Origin of the sequence: Streptomyces ochraceiscleroticus (genome assembly GCF_000720485.1) — a bacterium.
GTDB lineage: Bacteria > Actinomycetota > Actinomycetes > Streptomycetales > Streptomycetaceae > Streptomyces > Streptomyces ochraceiscleroticus.
Window position 1 is genome coordinate 1 of the sequence record NZ_JOAX01000043.1, and the last position, 15,327, is coordinate 15,327.

13 protein-coding genes are annotated in these 15,327 nt (G+C 72.8%); 8 read left to right on the forward strand and 5 right to left on the reverse strand.

Annotated features, from left to right (window positions below; translation table 11 throughout):
* Both IG84_RS0134870 and IG84_RS0134875 read right to left on the reverse strand, forming a co-directional pair.
* Positions 1 to 338, reverse strand: a 338-nt coding sequence (locus tag IG84_RS0134870) for an alcohol dehydrogenase catalytic domain-containing protein (protein ID WP_031066667.1), incomplete at its 3' end; no start/stop codon positions are given.
* A 114-nt stretch (positions 339 to 452) separates the two neighbouring features.
* Positions 453 to 1,370 carry a LysR family transcriptional regulator gene (locus IG84_RS0134875; RefSeq protein ID WP_031066669.1) on the reverse strand — a complete coding sequence of 306 codons (918 nt, stop codon included), beginning with the start codon at positions 1,368 to 1,370 and terminating at the stop codon, positions 453 to 455.
* Positions 1,371 to 1,567: 197 nt separating this feature from the next.
* Between IG84_RS0134875 and IG84_RS0134880 the strand changes: the two genes are divergently transcribed.
* Genes IG84_RS0134880 through IG84_RS0134890 form a run of 3 tightly spaced genes read left to right on the forward strand, consistent with a single transcriptional unit; the run spans position 1,568 to position 5,611 of the window.
* Positions 1,568 to 3,292 carry an amidohydrolase gene (locus IG84_RS0134880; protein ID WP_031066672.1) on the forward strand — a complete coding sequence of 575 codons (1,725 nt, stop codon included), beginning with the start codon at positions 1,568 to 1,570 and terminating at the stop codon, positions 3,290 to 3,292.
* 37 nt (positions 3,293 to 3,329) lie between these two features.
* Positions 3,330 to 4,847, forward strand: a complete 1,518-nt coding sequence (locus tag IG84_RS0134885; protein WP_031066673.1) for an aldehyde dehydrogenase — start codon at positions 3,330 to 3,332, stop codon at positions 4,845 to 4,847.
* Complete coding sequence (locus tag IG84_RS0134890; RefSeq protein WP_031066676.1) at positions 4,844 to 5,611, forward strand: gamma-glutamyl-gamma-aminobutyrate hydrolase family protein; 768 nt, start codon at positions 4,844 to 4,846, stop codon at positions 5,609 to 5,611. Before IG84_RS0134885 ends, IG84_RS0134890 begins: the two co-directional genes overlap by 4 nt.
* Positions 5,612 to 5,753: 142 nt before the next feature.
* On the opposite strand, the gene IG84_RS0134895 is transcribed toward IG84_RS0134890, so the two are convergent.
* On the reverse strand, positions 5,754 to 6,326 hold the full coding sequence (locus IG84_RS0134895) for a MarR family winged helix-turn-helix transcriptional regulator (protein ID WP_031066679.1): 573 nt from the start codon (positions 6,324 to 6,326) through the stop codon (positions 5,754 to 5,756).
* Positions 6,327 to 6,530: 204 nt separating this feature from the next.
* Between IG84_RS0134895 and IG84_RS0134900 the strand changes: the two genes are divergently transcribed.
* Positions 6,531 to 8,066, forward strand: coding sequence for an APC family permease (locus IG84_RS0134900; RefSeq protein WP_037801293.1), 1,536 nt, complete (start codon positions 6,531 to 6,533; stop codon positions 8,064 to 8,066).
* A 185-nt stretch (positions 8,067 to 8,251) separates the two neighbouring features.
* Here the strand turns inward: IG84_RS0134900 and dusB are convergent, their stop codons facing one another.
* On the reverse strand, positions 8,252 to 9,391 hold the full coding sequence (gene dusB / locus IG84_RS0134905) for a tRNA dihydrouridine synthase DusB (protein WP_031066683.1): 1,140 nt from the start codon (positions 9,389 to 9,391) through the stop codon (positions 8,252 to 8,254).
* 122 nt (positions 9,392 to 9,513) lie between these two features.
* Between dusB and IG84_RS0134910 the strand changes: the two genes are divergently transcribed.
* Positions 9,514 to 10,980, forward strand: coding sequence for an MFS transporter (locus IG84_RS0134910; protein WP_031066685.1), 1,467 nt, complete (start codon positions 9,514 to 9,516; stop codon positions 10,978 to 10,980).
* Here IG84_RS0134910 and IG84_RS0134915 read toward each other — a convergent pair.
* Positions 10,977 to 11,906: a helix-turn-helix transcriptional regulator gene (locus IG84_RS0134915; protein WP_051862808.1), complete on the reverse strand. Its 930-nt coding sequence runs from the start codon at positions 11,904 to 11,906 to the stop codon at positions 10,977 to 10,979. The two genes, IG84_RS0134910 and IG84_RS0134915, sit on opposite strands and share 4 nt — an antisense overlap.
* Before the next feature lie 100 nt (positions 11,907 to 12,006).
* Here IG84_RS0134915 and IG84_RS0134920 point away from each other — a divergent pair, with 100 nt between their 5' ends.
* The 3 genes from IG84_RS0134920 (at position 12,007) to IG84_RS0134930 (ending at position 15,289) form a co-directional block, all read left to right on the forward strand.
* Entirely contained in the window at positions 12,007 to 13,458 is a 1,452-nt protein-coding gene (locus IG84_RS0134920) for an MFS transporter (protein ID WP_031066693.1), read from the forward strand.
* A gap of 101 nt (positions 13,459 to 13,559) precedes the next feature.
* Positions 13,560 to 14,564 carry an aldo/keto reductase gene (locus tag IG84_RS0134925; RefSeq protein ID WP_031066695.1) on the forward strand — a complete coding sequence of 335 codons (1,005 nt, stop codon included), beginning with the start codon at positions 13,560 to 13,562 and terminating at the stop codon, positions 14,562 to 14,564.
* Positions 14,565 to 14,653: 89 nt separating this feature from the next.
* Entirely contained in the window at positions 14,654 to 15,289 is a 636-nt protein-coding gene (locus tag IG84_RS0134930) for a TetR/AcrR family transcriptional regulator (RefSeq protein ID WP_051862809.1), read from the forward strand.
* The last annotated feature ends 38 nt before the right edge of the window (positions 15,290 to 15,327 follow it).

A 15,327-nucleotide genomic window follows, 5' to 3' on the forward strand; every position in this document is an offset into this window, starting at 1 on the left:
GCGTTGTGCGTATCGAAGCAGTACTGCGGACGCCCCCGCAGACACGCCCGGCACTGCCCGCACACCGCACGCCAATTCAGAATGACGAAGTCGCCGGGCGCCACATCCGTCACGCCCTCGCCGACCGACTCCACGACACCAGCGGCCTCATGCCCCAGCAGGAACGGGAACTCATCGTTGATCCCACCCTGCTTGTAGTGCAGGTCCGTATGACACACACCGCACGCCTGGATCTGCACGACCGCCTCACCCGGGCCGGGATCCGGGATCACGATCGTCTCTACCCGTACCGGCTCGTTCTTCCCCGGTGCGATGACTCCGCGTACTTCCTGCGCCATGGGAGCAGCCTTTCGCCACGTCAGATCATGGGACGGGACTCCTGTCCTGCCCGCCCCCGGGACCACCCTCGCGCTCGCGCGGGTACCGCGTCCAACATCCAGTTCTGATCGCATTCATCGCTGACTGTGCTCAATGGAAGGTTGGTGCTCAATGGAGGCCAGCAGCGCCTGGGCCGCGGGCGAGAGCCGGCCGCTGCGGGGCACGGCGATGCCCACGTTCCACACCGTGTCGGCGGCGAGCGGTACCGCGGCGAGCCCGCGCGCCTGGTCCTTGTGCGTGACCGGGCGGGGCACCACCGCCACGCCCATCCCCCGCGCGACCAGGTCGAGGAGCGTGTAGACGTCGTTGACCTCCATCGCCACCGTGCGGCGCGTGCCCGCGGCGGCGAACAGCGCGTCGGCGGCCCGCCGGGCGCCCCAGTCGCGGTGCAGGTCCACGAAGACCTCGCCGGCGAGCGCTTGGGGGGCCAGCGGGTCGCTGCCGGCGGCGAGCGGGTGGCCGGCGACCAGCGGGTGGTCCGGGCGGCACAGCAGCATCATCGGCTCGGTCGCCACGGGCCGGATGCGCACGCCCTCCTCGTGCCCCTCGTACACGACGAACGCCAGGTCCAGCGCGCCGCGGCGGACCTCCCCCAGCAGGTGCGCCGAGCCGGACTGGACCATGTGGACCTCGACGCCGGGGTGGCGTCCGCGCAGGTCGGCCAGGAGCGAGACCGGGTCGATGATGCCCATGCACTGCTCGGTGCCGACGGCGAGGGTGCCGGTGAACAGGCCACGTACGGCCGCGACCGCCTCCCGCGCCGCGGCGGCGCCGGCCAGCGTGCGGCGTGCCTCCACGAGGAAGGCCCGGCCCGCGGCGGTGAGCTGGACGCGGCGGGTGGTGCGGGCGAAGAGGTCGGCGCCGAGCTCGCGTTCCAGGGCGCGCACGGAGGCGGACAGGCCGGACTGGGCGATGTGCAGCCGTTCAGCGGCCCGCGTGAAGTGCTGCTCCTCGGAGACGGCGACGAAGTGTTCCAGGTGCCTGAGTTCCACGATTAAGCACTGTAGATGCTGGGACCACAGAGCGAAACGGGTTGCGCATGCCGCAGCGTACGGCACTCGGCGCCCCACCAAAATCCCCCCGCCCTCTTGCGCCGCCCCCACTCCCCCACATTAAGTTTGACCCCAAACGAAACCGGTCACTGCCGGTCTCCACCGGTCTCCGTACTCACCATCCATAAGGGGCTGCCGTGCCCGCTCCCGCCGATCTCACCGCTCCCGCCGATCTCGTCCTCCTCAACGGCCGGGTCCTCACCCTCGACGCCGCCTTCCGTACGGCCGAGGCCGTCGCCGTCCGCGGCGACCGCATCGCCGCCACCGGGACCACCGCCGAACTGCGCCCGCTCATCGGCCCGCGCACGGAGGTCGTCGACCTCGCCGGCGGTACTGTCCTCCCCGGCATCAACGACTCGCACCTCCACGCCTGCGCGTTCGGCGCCACCCGCCCGCCGCTCGCCGTCGACGTCTCCACCCCCGCCGTCTCCTCGATCGCGGACATCCGGGCGGCCGTACGCGCGCAGGCGGACCGGCAGCCGCCCGGAACCTGGATCTTCGGCAACGGCTGGGACATCGGCTACCTCGACGAGTGCCGCAAGGACAGCGCCCGCACGCCCACCCGCTGGGACCTGGACGAGGTCTCCCCCGACCATCCGGTCCTGCTGTACGAGTTCTCCGGCCACACCGCCTGGCTCAACTCCCGCGCCCTGGAGGCGGCAGGCATCACCGAGGACACCGGCGTACCGCCCGGCGGCGTCATCGAGCGCCGCGCCGACGGCGCCCTCACCGGCATCCTCCGCGAGAGCGCCCAGGAGCTGGTCAACACCGTCATCCCGGCCATGACCGAGGCGGCCCGCGAGGCCGCGATCCGGGCCGCGGTCGACGTCTGCCACGCCGAGGGCATCACCAGCTTCACCGAGCCGGGGCTCGGGCCCGGCGGCAAGAGCCTCTTCCTCGGCTCCGCCGACACCGCGACGCTGCAGGTGTACGCGCGAATGGCGCGCGAGGGCCAACTCCGCGCCCGCGTCGGCGTCCTGCTCCTCCCCCTCGAAATGGGCGGCGCGGCCGCCGGCCTCCCTGACCGCCTGACCACCCTCGAAGGGCTCTGCGACGGCGCCGACCCCCGCCTCCTCGCCGTCCTCGGCGTCAAGCTCTTCGCCGACGGGGTACCGCCCAGCCGTACGGCCTGGATGTCCGAGGAGTACGCGAACGGCGGGGGCCGCGGCAGCCTCTGCCTGCACGGCCACACCGACACCCAGCGCGTCGACGAACTCCACGCGATCGTCCGTCACGTCCACGCCGCGGGCCACCAACTCGGCGTCCACATCACCGGCGACGCGGGCATCGACGCCGTCGTGGACGCCTTCGCCGCCGCCCAGCTCGACCACCCCCGCGCGGACGCCCGCCACTACATCATCCATGGCGACTTCGCCTCACCCCGCGCCCTGGCCATCCTCGCGGAACACGGCTGGGGCGCCAACATGAACCCCGGCGTCAAGGACGCCATCGCCGACCTCATGGACGGCATCGTCGGCCCCGAACGCTCCGCCTACCAATGGCCCGTACGCAGCGCGGTGGACGCGGGCATCCCCGTCACCGCCAGCTCCGACGCCCCCATCACCTACCCGAACTGGCGCGCCGGCGTCTCCTCGATGCTCCTCCGCCGCTCCAAGGCCACCGGCCGCCCCAGCGGTCCCGACCAGTGCGTAGACCTCCAAACCGCCCTCCGCGCCTACACCACCCACGCCGCCCACCAGGACTTCGCCGAATCCTGGAAAGGCACCCTCGAACCCACCAAAGCCGCCGACCTCTGCGTACTCGCCGGCGACCTCCTCCACACACCCCCGGAGGACATCCCGTCCCTCCCCATCACCATGACCGTCTTCAACGGCGACATCGTCCACACCACCGCCCACTGACCGCGCCGCGGCAGCACCAGCAGACAAGGAGGCCGCGATGGGGCCCACGCTCGACAGCAGTTACGAGGACTGGGTACGAGTTGCCGAGGGGGTCGTGCCGCCGGGGCGGCATCGGGTCGGGGGGCGGGAGGAGGACGGGGCGGGAGCGGTTTTCGCCGTGGTCTCGCCGCGGGATGGCAGCACGCTCGCCAGCGTTGCCGATGCGGGCGAGAAGGAGGTGGATCTTGCGGTCGCCGCGGCTCGGTGGGCGTTCGACTCCGGGCCCTGGCCTCGGCTTGCCCCGGCCGAGCGGGGGCGTGTGCTGCTTCGGATTGCCGATCTCGTTGAAGAGCACCGCTCTGAGATTGCGGCGCTGATCTCGTTGGAGAACGGTAAGCCCATCGCCGAGTCGTACGGGATCGAACTGCGGGCCGTGGCAGGGACGTTCCGGTGGTACGGGCAGCTCGCGGACAAGGTGTGTGATGAAGCGCCGCACACCGATCCTGGTGCGCTGGCGCTGGTCACCCGGGAGCCGGCCGGGGTGGTCGGGGCGGTCGTGCCGTGGAACTTTCCGCTCACGCTCGCCGCATGGAAGATCGCCCCGGCGCTGGCCGCCGGCTGCGCCGTCGTGCTCAAGCCCTCCGAGCTGACCCCGCTCTCCGCCCTGCTGCTGGGGCGGCTCGTCGACGAGGCCATGGAGGAGGCGGGGGTGCCGGGCGGCGTGCTGAACGTCGTCGCGGGCGACGGGCCGACCGCGGGCCGCGCGCTCGGCCTGCACCCGGACGTCGACGTGCTCGCCTTCACCGGCTCCACCGCCGTCGGCCGCCACTACCTGCGGTACTCCGCCGACTCCAACCTCAAGCGGGTCTGGCTGGAGCTGGGCGGCAAGTCCCCCAACATCGTGCTGCCCGACGCACCGGACCTGGACGCCGCCGCGGCCACCGCCGCCTGGGGGATCTTCTTCAACCAGGGGGAGATGTGTACCGCGCCGTCCCGGCTCCTCGTGCACTCCTCGGTCGCGGAGCGGGTGACGGACGCGGTCATCCAGCGTGCCGAAGCGCTGCGGGTCGGTGATCCGCTGGATCCGGCGACCGAGATGGGCGCGCTGGCGGGGGCCGCCCGGCTGGACGCCGTACGCGGGCACATCGACGCGGCCCGCGCGGCCGGCGCCCGTCTCCGTACCGGTGGCGCGCCGCTCGACCCGGCGCCCGTGCCCGGTGGTACGTACCTCCGGCCCACCGTCTTCGACCGGGTCACCCCCGACATGGCGGTGGCCCGCGAGGAGATCTTCGGGCCCGTGCTGTCCGTCCTGACCTTCGACACCGTCGAGGAGGCGGTGGCGCTGGCCAATGACACCGAGTACGGCTTGGCGGCCGGGCTGTGGACCGGCGATCTCAGCACCGCGCACACCGTCTCGCGCGCCCTGCGCGCCGGCACGGTCTGGGTCAACTGCTACGAGGAGGGCGACCTGACCGTCCCCTTCGGCGGCTACAAGCAGTCCGGCAACGGCCGCGACAAGTCCGCGCACGCGCTGGAGAAGTACACCGAACTCAAGACCACCTGGATTCAGTTGTGAGCACCCGCACGCACACCCCCACTCGTCCGCTGATCGCGCTGCCGCAGCGGTTCTCCGCTTCCACGTCCGCGCTGCGCTACGAAGCCGTGGTCACCGCGCGGGCACTCGCCGATGCCGTACTGCGGGCCGGTGGCGAGCCGTTCATGATGCATCCGTACGCGCCCGAGGGGCGGGTGGACGAGGCGGAGGTCGCCGACCGGCTGGCGCGCTGCGACGGGGTGCTGCTGCCGGGCGGCGGGGACCTGACGCCGCGGTGGTACGCGGCGGCGGGGGCGGCCGTGCACGAGAGCGTGTACGACGTGGACGAGGAGCAGGACGCGTTCGACCTGGCAGTCGCCCGGTACGCGCTGGGGGCCGGACTGCCCACGCTCGCCGTCTGCCGCGGGCTGCAGGCCGTGAACGTCGCACTGGGCGGCACGCTCCGACAGGACATGGGCGGGCCGGACCGCGAGCACCGGCACGTCGTACATCCCGTACGGCTGGGGAGCGGGTCGGCCGTGGCCCGCGCGGCCGGTACGGAGCGGGTGGACGCGTCCTGCTTCCACCACCAGTGCGTGGACCGGCTGGGCGACGGACTCGCGGTGACCGCCCGGGCCGCGGACGGAACGGTCGAGGCGCTGGAACTGCCGGACGCGGCGGGCTGGTTCGCCGCCGTGCAGTGGCACCCGGAGGACACGGCGGCGAAGGACCCGGCACAACAGGGGCTGTTCGACGCGCTGGTGAAGCAGTCGAGTACGAGTTATCCACAGGCTGAGCGGGGATGAGGCGCCATGCCCTAATCTCAAAATGTAATCACGGAGCGTCATTGAGCTATACGTGAAGTGATTACTCCGGGGGAGGGGGGAGGGCCCCGCAGGGGTATGGGAGCGCGTCCGGGAATCGCCCTTGCGCCCCAGGGGCCATGGGTCACCCCCGCGCCCGCCGCCCGCTCCTCCTCGGCCTCGGGTCCGCCCCGCCCAGTAGATCCAGGCGGCGCTGTTCGCCGTCCGTTTCGACGCGGATGACGATGCGGCGCAGGAGGTCGGCGAGTTGGCGGGCCTCGGTGTCGGTGAGGTCGTCGGTGACGAATGCCTCCTCGGCGTTGAACTGCGGGAAGAGCTCCGCCATCAGCTCCTCGCCCGCCGGGGTGAGGGAGAGCAGCGCGAGCCGGCCGTCGGTCGGGTGCCCGCTCCGCTCCATGAGGCCGCGGCCCTGGAGCGTGCGGGCGACGCCGGTGAGCGTGCCCTTGGAGATACCGGCCTCCTCGGCGACCCGTCGCGTTTCCATCTCGCCCCAGATCCACACCACCCACAGCACCACGAAGGAGGTCCAGGTCAGCTCGGCGCCGCGCAGCACCGAGTTCTCGAAGTGCTGCCGGACCGCGGCGGCGGCGCGGTAGATGTTGCCCACCGCGGCCATCTGCGCGTGCCGGATCGGCGTCTCGCCGAGCTTGGCCTGTACCGCCTTCTCCGTGTCCCCGATGGAACGGTGACCGGTCACCACGGCTTCTCCCGCATCTCCCCACACCTTCCTGCGAACCCGCCCGGACCCTTGCCGGGTGTCGTTTGTGGTCGTACGATCTGCCGCACCTGAACCCGTACGGGCTCAAACGATATCGCGGCGGCGACGCCTTCTCCCCAGCCGCTCGCCCGTACGCCCGCGCCGCACGCACGCGCCCCATCATCCCCGCCCCAGGAGCCCGGCATGGCCATCGACCCACGCGCTCCCGCCGCCCGCCCGTCGGGCGCGGCACCGCCCGCGACCCCCTCGCCCCGCATCGGCGTCCCCGGCATCGTCTTCTTCATCATCGCCGCCTCGGCGCCGCTCACCGTCGCGGCCGGCGGCATCCCGCAGTCCCTCGGCGTCACCGGCATCCTCGGCATCCCGCTGCTCTACCTGCTGATCGCGGTCCTGCTCGCGGTCTTCAGCGCGGGCTACGCCGCGATGAGCCGGCACATCACCGGCGCCGGCGCCTTCTACGCCTACGCGGCGCACGGCATCGGCCGCACCGCGGGCGTCGCCGCCGCCTTCGTCGCGCTGGTCTCCTACAACGCGATGCAGGTCGGCATCGCCGGGCTCTTCGGCGCCACCACCGCCGACTTCCTGAAGGCCCGCACCGGCCTGGAGATCCCCTGGTGGGCACTGGTGCTGGCGGCGACGGCGCTGGTCGGCGCGCTGGGCTACCGGCGGATCGACGTGGGCGTGAAAGTACTCGCCGTACTGATCGTCATCGAGTCCGGGACCGTCCTGGTCTTCGACATCGCACAGTTCGGGCACGCCCCGCAGGGCGTCTCGCTCGCCCCGCTCACCTGGCACGCGGCCACCGACGGCGCGCTCGGCGTCGCCCTGTGCTGCATCTTCGCCGCGTTCATGGGATTTGAATCGGCCGCGCTGTACGGCGAGGAGTGCAAGGACCCGCGGCGCACGATCGGCCGCGCGACCTACACCGCGGTGGCGCTCATCGGTGTCTTCTACGCCGCCACGGCCTGGGCGATGATCAGCGGCGCCGGGGACGGGCGCGCGGTGCGCTACGCCGCCGCGCACGGCCCGGAGATGATGTTCGCGCTCGGTGCGGACAGCCTCGGCCCGCTCTTCTCCGATCTGGCACAACTCTTCCTGATCACCTCCCTGATCGCCGCGCTGCTCTCCTTCCACAACGCCGTGGCCCGCTACGTGCGTTCCCTCGGCCGCGAAGGCGTACTGCCGCGCGGCCTCGGCGCGCTGCACCCCCGGTACGGCTCCCCGGCGCGCGGCTCGCTCGCGCAGACCGCGGTGACCGTGGCCGTCACCGCCCTCTTCGCGCTCGCCGGGCGCGACCCGGTGGACGATGTCTTCACCTGGCTCACCAACCTCGGCGCGCTGGGCGTCATCCTGCTGCTGCTCGTCACATCGGTGGCGGTGATCTGCTACTTCGCGCGCCGGAGCGCCGACCGTACGGACGAGGGGCGGGGCGACCGTGCGGACGAGGGGCGGGGCGACCGGCGTACCGACGAGGGAGTCTGGCAGCGGCTGATCGCGCCCGGGCTCTCGGCCGTGGCCCTCGCCGTGATCTTCTACCTCGCGCTCACCAACTTCCAGGTCCAGCTCGGCGTCGGCCCCGGCAATCCGCTGCGCTGGATCCTGCCCTGCCTGGTCCTAGTGGCCGCCGTGCTGGGCGCCGCCTGGGCCCGTTACCTGCGGACAGCCCGCCCCACCGCGTACGCCGCGATCGGCACCTGCGCCACGGACGACGCGCCCTGACCACAGCCCTGGGAGCGGCCCCCGCCGCGTCCGCCGCGCCCCGCATCCGCCCGCTCGCCGGCCCCCGCCTCGTCCTGCTCGGTACCGCCGCGGGCCCGCCTCCGGAGGCTGCGGAAGCGGTAGTCACAAGCGAGCGGTAGTCACCCGCGATCGGCCGACCGCCGACCCGTCGGCCGCCCGACCCGTCAGCCGCCCGACGTGTCCAGTTCCGCGTCCGCGCCGACGTCCGCGCAGTCGTACGGGTCGTCCAGCCAGCCGTCCGGCAGGACGACCTTGTTGCGGCCCGAGGTGCGGCCGCGCGGGCCGTCGGCGCCGGCCGGCCAGGGCTGGTCGAGGTCCAGCTCGGCGAGGTGGTCGGCGAGCTCGGCGAGGGAGGAGGAGACGGCGAGCTTGCGGCGCATCTCGGAGCCGACCGAGAAGCCCTTGGTGTACCAGGCGACGTGCTTGCGGAAGTCGATCACGCCGCGCGCCTCGTCGCCCAGCCACTCGCCGAGGAGCGTCGCGTGCCGGACCATGACCTCGGCGACCTCCTTCATGGTCGGCCGCGCGTAGTCCTCCTCGCGGCCCTCGAAGGCGGCCACCAGGTCGCCGAAGAGCCAGGGGCGGCCGAGGCAGCCGCGGCCGACGACCACGCCGTCGCAGCCGGTCTCGCGCATCATGCGCAGCGCGTCGTCGGCGGACCAGATGTCGCCGTTGCCGAGCACGGGGATGTCGCTGACCGCGCCGACGTGCTCCTTCAGGCGCGCGATGGCCTCCCAGTCGGCGGTGCCGCCGTAGTGCTGGGCCGCCGTACGGCCATGCAGCGCGACCGCCGTCACGCCCTCCTCGACGGCGATCCGGCCGGCGTCGAGGTAGGTCATGTGGTCGTCGTCGATGCCCTTGCGCATCTTGATCGTGACGGGCAGCGAGCCGGCGTTGCCGACCGCCTCGCGCAGGATCGAACGCAGCAGGTTGCGCTTGTACGGGAGGGCCGAGCCGCCGCCCTTGCGCGTCACCTTCGGGACCGGGCAGCCGAAGTTCAGGTCGATGTGGTCGGCCAGGTTCTCCTCCGCGATCATGCGGACGGCCTTGCCGACGGTGTCCGGGTCGACGCCGTACAGCTGGATCGAGCGCGGCTTCTCGCTCGCGTCGAAATGGATGAGCTGCATGGTCTTCTCGTTGCGCTCGACCAGCGCCCGCGTGGTGATCATCTCGCTGACGAAGAGACCCTTGCCGCCCGAGAACTCCCGGCACAGGGTCCGGAAGGGCGCGTTGGTGATCCCGGCCATCGGCGCGAGGACCACCGGGGGCTGCACGCTGTGCGGGCCGATCTGCAGCGAGGACATGTGAGGCGGGTTCCTTCGACGGGTTCGGGGGCGGGTGCGGCTTCCCATTGTCGCGCACGTGCGGAGTGGCCCCGGCTCGGTGTCCAGGGGCCCCGCACAGTTAAAGCTTGTACCGTTCAACTATGCCCGAGCTCACCCACCGGCGACGGATGCTCGTGCTGGCGATCTGCTGCATGAGCCTGCTGATCGTCAGCCTGGACAACACCGTCCTCAACGTCGCCCTGCCCTCCCTCCGCAAGGACCTGCACGCCTCCGTATCCGGTATGCAGTGGACCATCGACGCCTACACCCTCGTCCTGGCGTCGCTGCTGATGCTGGCCGGCTCCACGGCGGACCGGCTCGGCCGCCGCCGGGTCTTCCAGACCGGCCTGGTCGTCTTCACCCTCGGCTCGCTGCTGTGCAGCCTCGCGCCGAGCCTGCCGTGGCTGGTGGCGTTCCGGATGGTGCAGGCGGTGGGCGGCTCGATGCTCAACCCCGTCGCGATGTCGGTCATTACCAACACCTTCACCGAGCCGCGCGAACGGGCCCGCGCGATCGGCGTGTGGGGCGGCGTGGTCGGCCTGAGCATGGCCGCGGGGCCGGTGGTCGGCGGGCTGCTCGTGGAGGCCGTCGACTGGCGGGCGATCTTCTGGATCAACGTACCGATCGGGCTGCTCGCGCTCTTCCTGACCATCCGCTACGTCCCGCACTCCCGCGCGCCGCACCCGCGCCGCCCCGACCCCGTGGGCCAGGTCCTGGTCATCCTGCTGCTCGGCTCGCTGACGTACGCGATCATCGAGGCGCCCGAAGCGGGCTGGGGCTCGCCGCTGATCATGGGCTGCACCGCGCTCGCCGTGCTGTCCCTCGCCGGGCTGATCGGCTACGAGCGGCGGCGCACCGAGCCACTGATCGAGCTGCGCTTCTTCCGCAGCGCGCCGTTCAGCGGTGCGACGGTGATCGCCGTGAGCGCGTTCGCCGCGCTCGGCGGCTTCCTCTTCGTCAACACGCTCTACCTCCAGGACATCCGCGGCCTCTCGGCGCTCGAAGCGGGCCTGTACATGCTGCCGATGGCGGCCATGACGCTGATCTTCGCGCCGCTGTCCGGGCGGCTGGTCGGCGCCCGCGGGCCACGGCTGCCGCTGCTGCTCGCCGGTACCGGCATGGTGCTCAGCGGCGTCCTCTTCGCCGGCTTCGAGGCGGAGATCAGCACGCCGCTGCTCTTCACCGGTTACGTGCTCTTCGGCATCGGCTTCGGCCTGGTCAACGCGCCGATCACCAACACCGCGGTGTCCGGGATGCCGCGCGCGCAGGCCGGGGTCGCCGCCGCGGTGGCCTCCACCAGCCGCCAGGTGGGCCAGTCGCTGGGCGTGGCCGTGATCGGCGCGGTGCTGGCGAGCGGCGCGGGGGCCGCCGCGAGCGACGATCGGTTCGCCGCCGCCGGCCGCCCGGCCTGGTGGATCATCACCGGCTGCGGCCTGGCCGTCCTCCTCGTCGGCGCTCTGACCAGCGGCCGCTGGGCCCGGGAGACGGCCCGCCGGGCTGCCCGTCAGCTGGAGGCGGGACAGTTCCCGGCAGACAGCCGGCACTCCGGCAGCCGCCAGCAGATCTAACTCGCGACGGCCTCGGCCCCCTCCGCGGCCCCCGCCTCCGCCGCGGCCTTCGCTTCCTCCGCCGCCACCGCCAGCTCCCGCAGCCGCTCCAGCCGCTCCCGCGACGTCTCGTCCTGCGGCGAGTACACCGTCACCCGGATGCCCTCCCGCGCGCCGACGTACAGCGGGGTGTTGGCCACCCGCACCAGCCCGACCTCCGGATTCTCGAAGGTCTTGGTCTTCGCCCGGGCGCACAGCACCTCGTGCCGGTCCCAGAGCTCCCGGAACTCCGGCGAGGCCCGCTGCAGCCGCTTGAGCAGCGCCTTCCAGGCGGGCTCCGCGACATGCTCGGCCATCGCCGCACGGAAGCGGGCCGTCATCTGCCCCAGCGTCTTCTCGAGGTCGGGGACGGCGGCCCGCCACTCCGGATGCGTGAACGTGAGCCACAGGCAGTTGCGGTCCTGGGGTTCCAGCGCGTCGAGGTCGGTCAGCAGCCGCCCGTACGTGCGGTTGTACGCGAGGATGTCGTACCGCCGGTTCTGCACGCAGGCCGGGAACGGCTCCAGTTGCGCCAGCACCTGCCGCAGCTCCGGCGAGACCACCGCGCACTCGCCGCCGGGCGCCGGGTCGACCGCGTCGGCGAGCGCGAAGAGGTGCGCGCGCTCGCTGGCGTCGAAGAGCAGCGCCCGTGCCACGGCGTCCAGTACCTGCGCCGAGACGTGGATGTCCCGGGCCTGTTCGAGCCAGGTGTACCAAGTGACCCCGACCGCGGCGAGCTGCGCGACCTCCTCGCGGCGCAGCCCGGGGGTGCGCCGCCGCGGGCCGCGCGGCAGGCCGACCCGCTCGGGCGTGATGCGTTCGCGGCGGCTGCGCAGGAACGCGGCCAGCTCGTGCCGGCGGACCCGGGCGGCGTCGCGGGCGGGCGCGGGGAGGGTGGTGACGGTCATGCTCCCAGGGTGGCGCACCGCCGAGCCGGTTGCCAGGTAGTACCGGTACCAGGATGAGCACACTCTGGTACCCGGCTGGGCGCTGCCGGATCGTCGCAGTGTGAGCACCACGACGACACCTCAATCGATTCCCGGGACTCCTGCGACGACGCCGGAGACACCGGCCCCCGCCGCCCGGCTGACCGCGCTCGGCCTGGCCACCCTCCTCCTGGGCGCCGCGCTGCCCATGACCGACTTCTTCATCGTGAACGTGGCGCTGCCCTCCATCGAACGCGATCTGCGGGCCGGGCCCGCCGTGCTGGAGATGGTCGCGGCCGCCTACGCCATGGCGTACGCCGTGCTGCTCGTCCTCGGCGGCCGGCTCGGCGACACGTACGGCAGGCGGCGGCTCTTCCTGTGGGGCGCGGCCGCCTTCGGCCTGACCTCGCTGGCCTGCGGGCTGGCGCCGGACGCCTGGACGCTGGTGGCGGCGCGGGCCGCGCAGGGCGCGGCGTCCGCGGTGATGCTGCCGCAGGTGCTGGCCACCATCCACGCGACCACGTCCGGCGGGCGGCGCGGCCGGGCGCTCGGCCTGTACGGCGCGACGGGCGGCGTCGCCGGGGTGGCCGGGCAGCTGTTCGGCGGGCTGCTGGTCTCCGCCGACCTGCTGGGCACCGGCTGGCGCGCGATCTTCCTGGTGAACGTGCCGGTGGTGGCGGCCATCCTGCTGCTGGGCCGGTTCTCGGTACCGGACAGCCGGGCGGCGCGGCCGTCCCGCAGCGACCGGGCCGGTACGGCGCTCTTCGCGCTCGCCCTGGTCGCGCTGCTGCTGCCGCTGACCGAGGGCCGGGCGGCCGGCGGCCCGCTGTGGTCCTGGCTGCTGCTGGCCGCCGCGCCCCTGCTGGCCTGGGCGTTCTACGTGGTCGAGCGGCGGGCCGAGCGCAGCGGCGGCGCCCCGCTGCTGCCGCCGTCCCTGCTGCGCGAGCCGGGGCTGCGGCGCGGGCTCGCCGTGGCGGTCCCGCTGTTCGCCGGGTTCGGCGGCTTCATGTTCGTGCTGGCGGTCGCGCTCCAGCAGGGCCTGGGACTCTCGCCCGTGGTGGCGGGCACCGCGGTGGTGCCGATGAGCGTGACGTACCTGATCACGTCCATGTGGGGGCCCCGGCTGGCGCCCCGGCTGGGCAGCCGGGTGCTGACGGCCGGCGCGCTGCTCCACGTCGTGGGGCTGGCCCTGCTCGCCGGGACCGTCCTCACCCGCTGGCCGGACCTGGACCCGGTCTCCCTCGCCCCCGGCATGGCCCTCATCGGCGCCGGCCAGGGCTTCCAGCTCCCGACGTACTTCCGGGTGATGCTCGCCTCCGTACCGCCGGAGCGGGCGGGTGCGGGCAGCGGCCTCTCGGTCACCGCCCAGCAGACCTGCCTCGCGCTCGGCGTGGCGGTGATCGGCTCGGTGTACCTGGGCCTGGTCCCGTCGGCCGGCGTACGGGACGCCCTGCTCGTCGCGTTCGCCGTCCAGTTCGTGGGCCTCCTGGCCATGGCGGCCCTGTCGCTGCGCCTGCCCCGCACGCTCTCCTGAGTCCCGCAGTACCGCGCATGACAGCTGCCGGCCGACAACCGCCGACGGCTATCAACTAACAACTATTGAAATCTGTCAGCTGTCATGCGACGGTGGGGGACATGCAGACTCGCACCCTTGGCACCACCGGCCCGCACACCTCCGCCCTCGGCCTCGGCTGCATGGGCATGTCCGCGCTCTACGGGGACACCGACCGCGCCGAGTCCATCGCCACGATCCACGCCGCGCTGGACGCCGGCGTCACGCTCCTGGACACCGGCGACTTCTACGGCATGGGCCACAACGAACTGCTCATCAACGAAGCGCTCCGCACCGCCCCGGCGGCCGCCCGCGAAAAGGCCCTGACCAGCGTGAAGTTCGGCGCCCTGCGGACAGTCGAGGGCGCGTTCAACGGCTATGACGGACGGCCGCAGGCGGTGAAGAACTTCGCCGCCTACTCCCTCCAGCGCCTCGGCACCGACCACATCGACGTCTACCGCATCGCCCGCCTCGACCCCGATGTACCGATCGAGGAGACCGTCGGCGCGATCGCCGAGCTGGTCGAGGCCGGCCACGTACGCCACATCGGCCTCTCCGAGGTGGGCGCGGAGACGCTCCGCCGGGCGGCGGCCGTGGCGCCGGTCTCCGACCTCCAGATCGAGTACTCGCTCCTCTCGCGCGGCATCGAGGCGGAGGTCCTGCCCACCGCGCGCGAGCTGGGCATCGGGATCACCGCGTACGGCGTCCTCTCCCGCGGCCTGATCAGCGGCCACTTCTCCCGCGACCGAAAGCTCGCCGCGAACGACTTCCGCAGCTTCAGCCCGCGCTTCCAGGGCGAGAACCTCGACCACAACCTCGGCCTGGTCGAGGCGCTGCGGAAGACCGCCGAGCAGAAGGGCGTCTCGGTGGCGCAGACGGCCATCGCCTGGGTCCTCGCCCAGGGCGAGGACATCGTCCCGCTGATCGGCGCCCGCACCCGCGAGCGGCTGGCCGAGGCGCTCGGCGCCCTGGACGTCACGCTGGACCCCGCCGACCTGGCGGCGATCGAGCAGGCAGTGCCGGCCGGCGCCGCCGCGGGCGACCGCTACCCCGCGGCGGCCATGGCCGACCTGGACAGCGAGCGCTGAGCTCGCTCGGCGGCGGGCGGGGCGTCGGATACGGTCCGTAGCACGGCGCACCGTCCGCCGCCCCCGATCCCGAGAGGCCCGAACCGCCCATGCCGCCTGAGCCGCTGACCCGCGAACGCATCCTGGAGGCCACCGAGGAGGTGCTGCGCCGCCACGGACAGGCCAAGGCCACGGTGGTCGACGTGGCGCGGGCACTGGGCGTCAGCCACGGCAGCGTCTACCGCCACTTCCCGACGAAGGCCGCGCTGCGCGAGGCGGTCACGGGGCGCTGGCTGGAGCGTACGACCGCACGGCTGGAGGAGCTGGCACAGGACGCGGAAGGGCCGGCCGCCGACCGGCTGTCCGACTGGCTGGAGACGCTCTTCACGGCCAAGCGGCACAAGGCGGGCGACGATCCGGAGCTGTTCGCGACGTACATGGTCCTCACGGCCGAGACCGCGCGCATCGTCGACGCGCATGTCGCCGAGCTCGTCGGCCAGCTCGCCCGGATCATCGCGGACGGCGTCGTACAGAACGCCTTCACGGCCATCGCGGGCCGGGACGCCGAGGCGACGGCCCGCGCGGTTTTCGACGCCACCGCCCGCTTCCACGACCCGCGCCACGCCGGTGAATGGCACCACGCGGAAATCGGGGAAGAGTTCGCGGCGGTACGCGATCTGATTCTGCGCGGGTTGTGCGCCCCGGCGCAGAGCGCCACCCCATGGCCGAATTCGTCGGCGGAATAGATCAATCGGCCTCATCCGCAGAGCATTACCCACAGTAT

Bases quoted from the DNA above. Each gene is read 5' to 3' on its own strand.
- IG84_RS0134930 (WP_051862809.1), top strand. From the start codon at position 14,654: ATGCCGCCTGAGCCGCTGACCCGCGAACGCATCCTGGAGGCCACCGAG.
- IG84_RS0134925 (WP_031066695.1), top strand. From the start codon at position 13,560: ATGCAGACTCGCACCCTTGGCACCACCGGCCCGCACACCTCCGCCCTC.
- dusB (WP_031066683.1), bottom strand. From the start codon at position 9,391: ATGTCCTCGCTGCAGATCGGCCCGCACAGCGTGCAGCCCCCGGTGGTC.
- IG84_RS0134910 (WP_031066685.1), top strand. From the start codon at position 9,514: ATGCCCGAGCTCACCCACCGGCGACGGATGCTCGTGCTGGCGATCTGC.
- IG84_RS0134900 (WP_037801293.1), top strand. From the start codon at position 6,531: ATGGCCATCGACCCACGCGCTCCCGCCGCCCGCCCGTCGGGCGCGGCA.
- IG84_RS0134885 (WP_031066673.1), top strand. From the start codon at position 3,330: ATGGGGCCCACGCTCGACAGCAGTTACGAGGACTGGGTACGAGTTGCC.
- IG84_RS0134915 (WP_051862808.1), bottom strand. From the start codon at position 11,906: ATGACCGTCACCACCCTCCCCGCGCCCGCCCGCGACGCCGCCCGGGTC.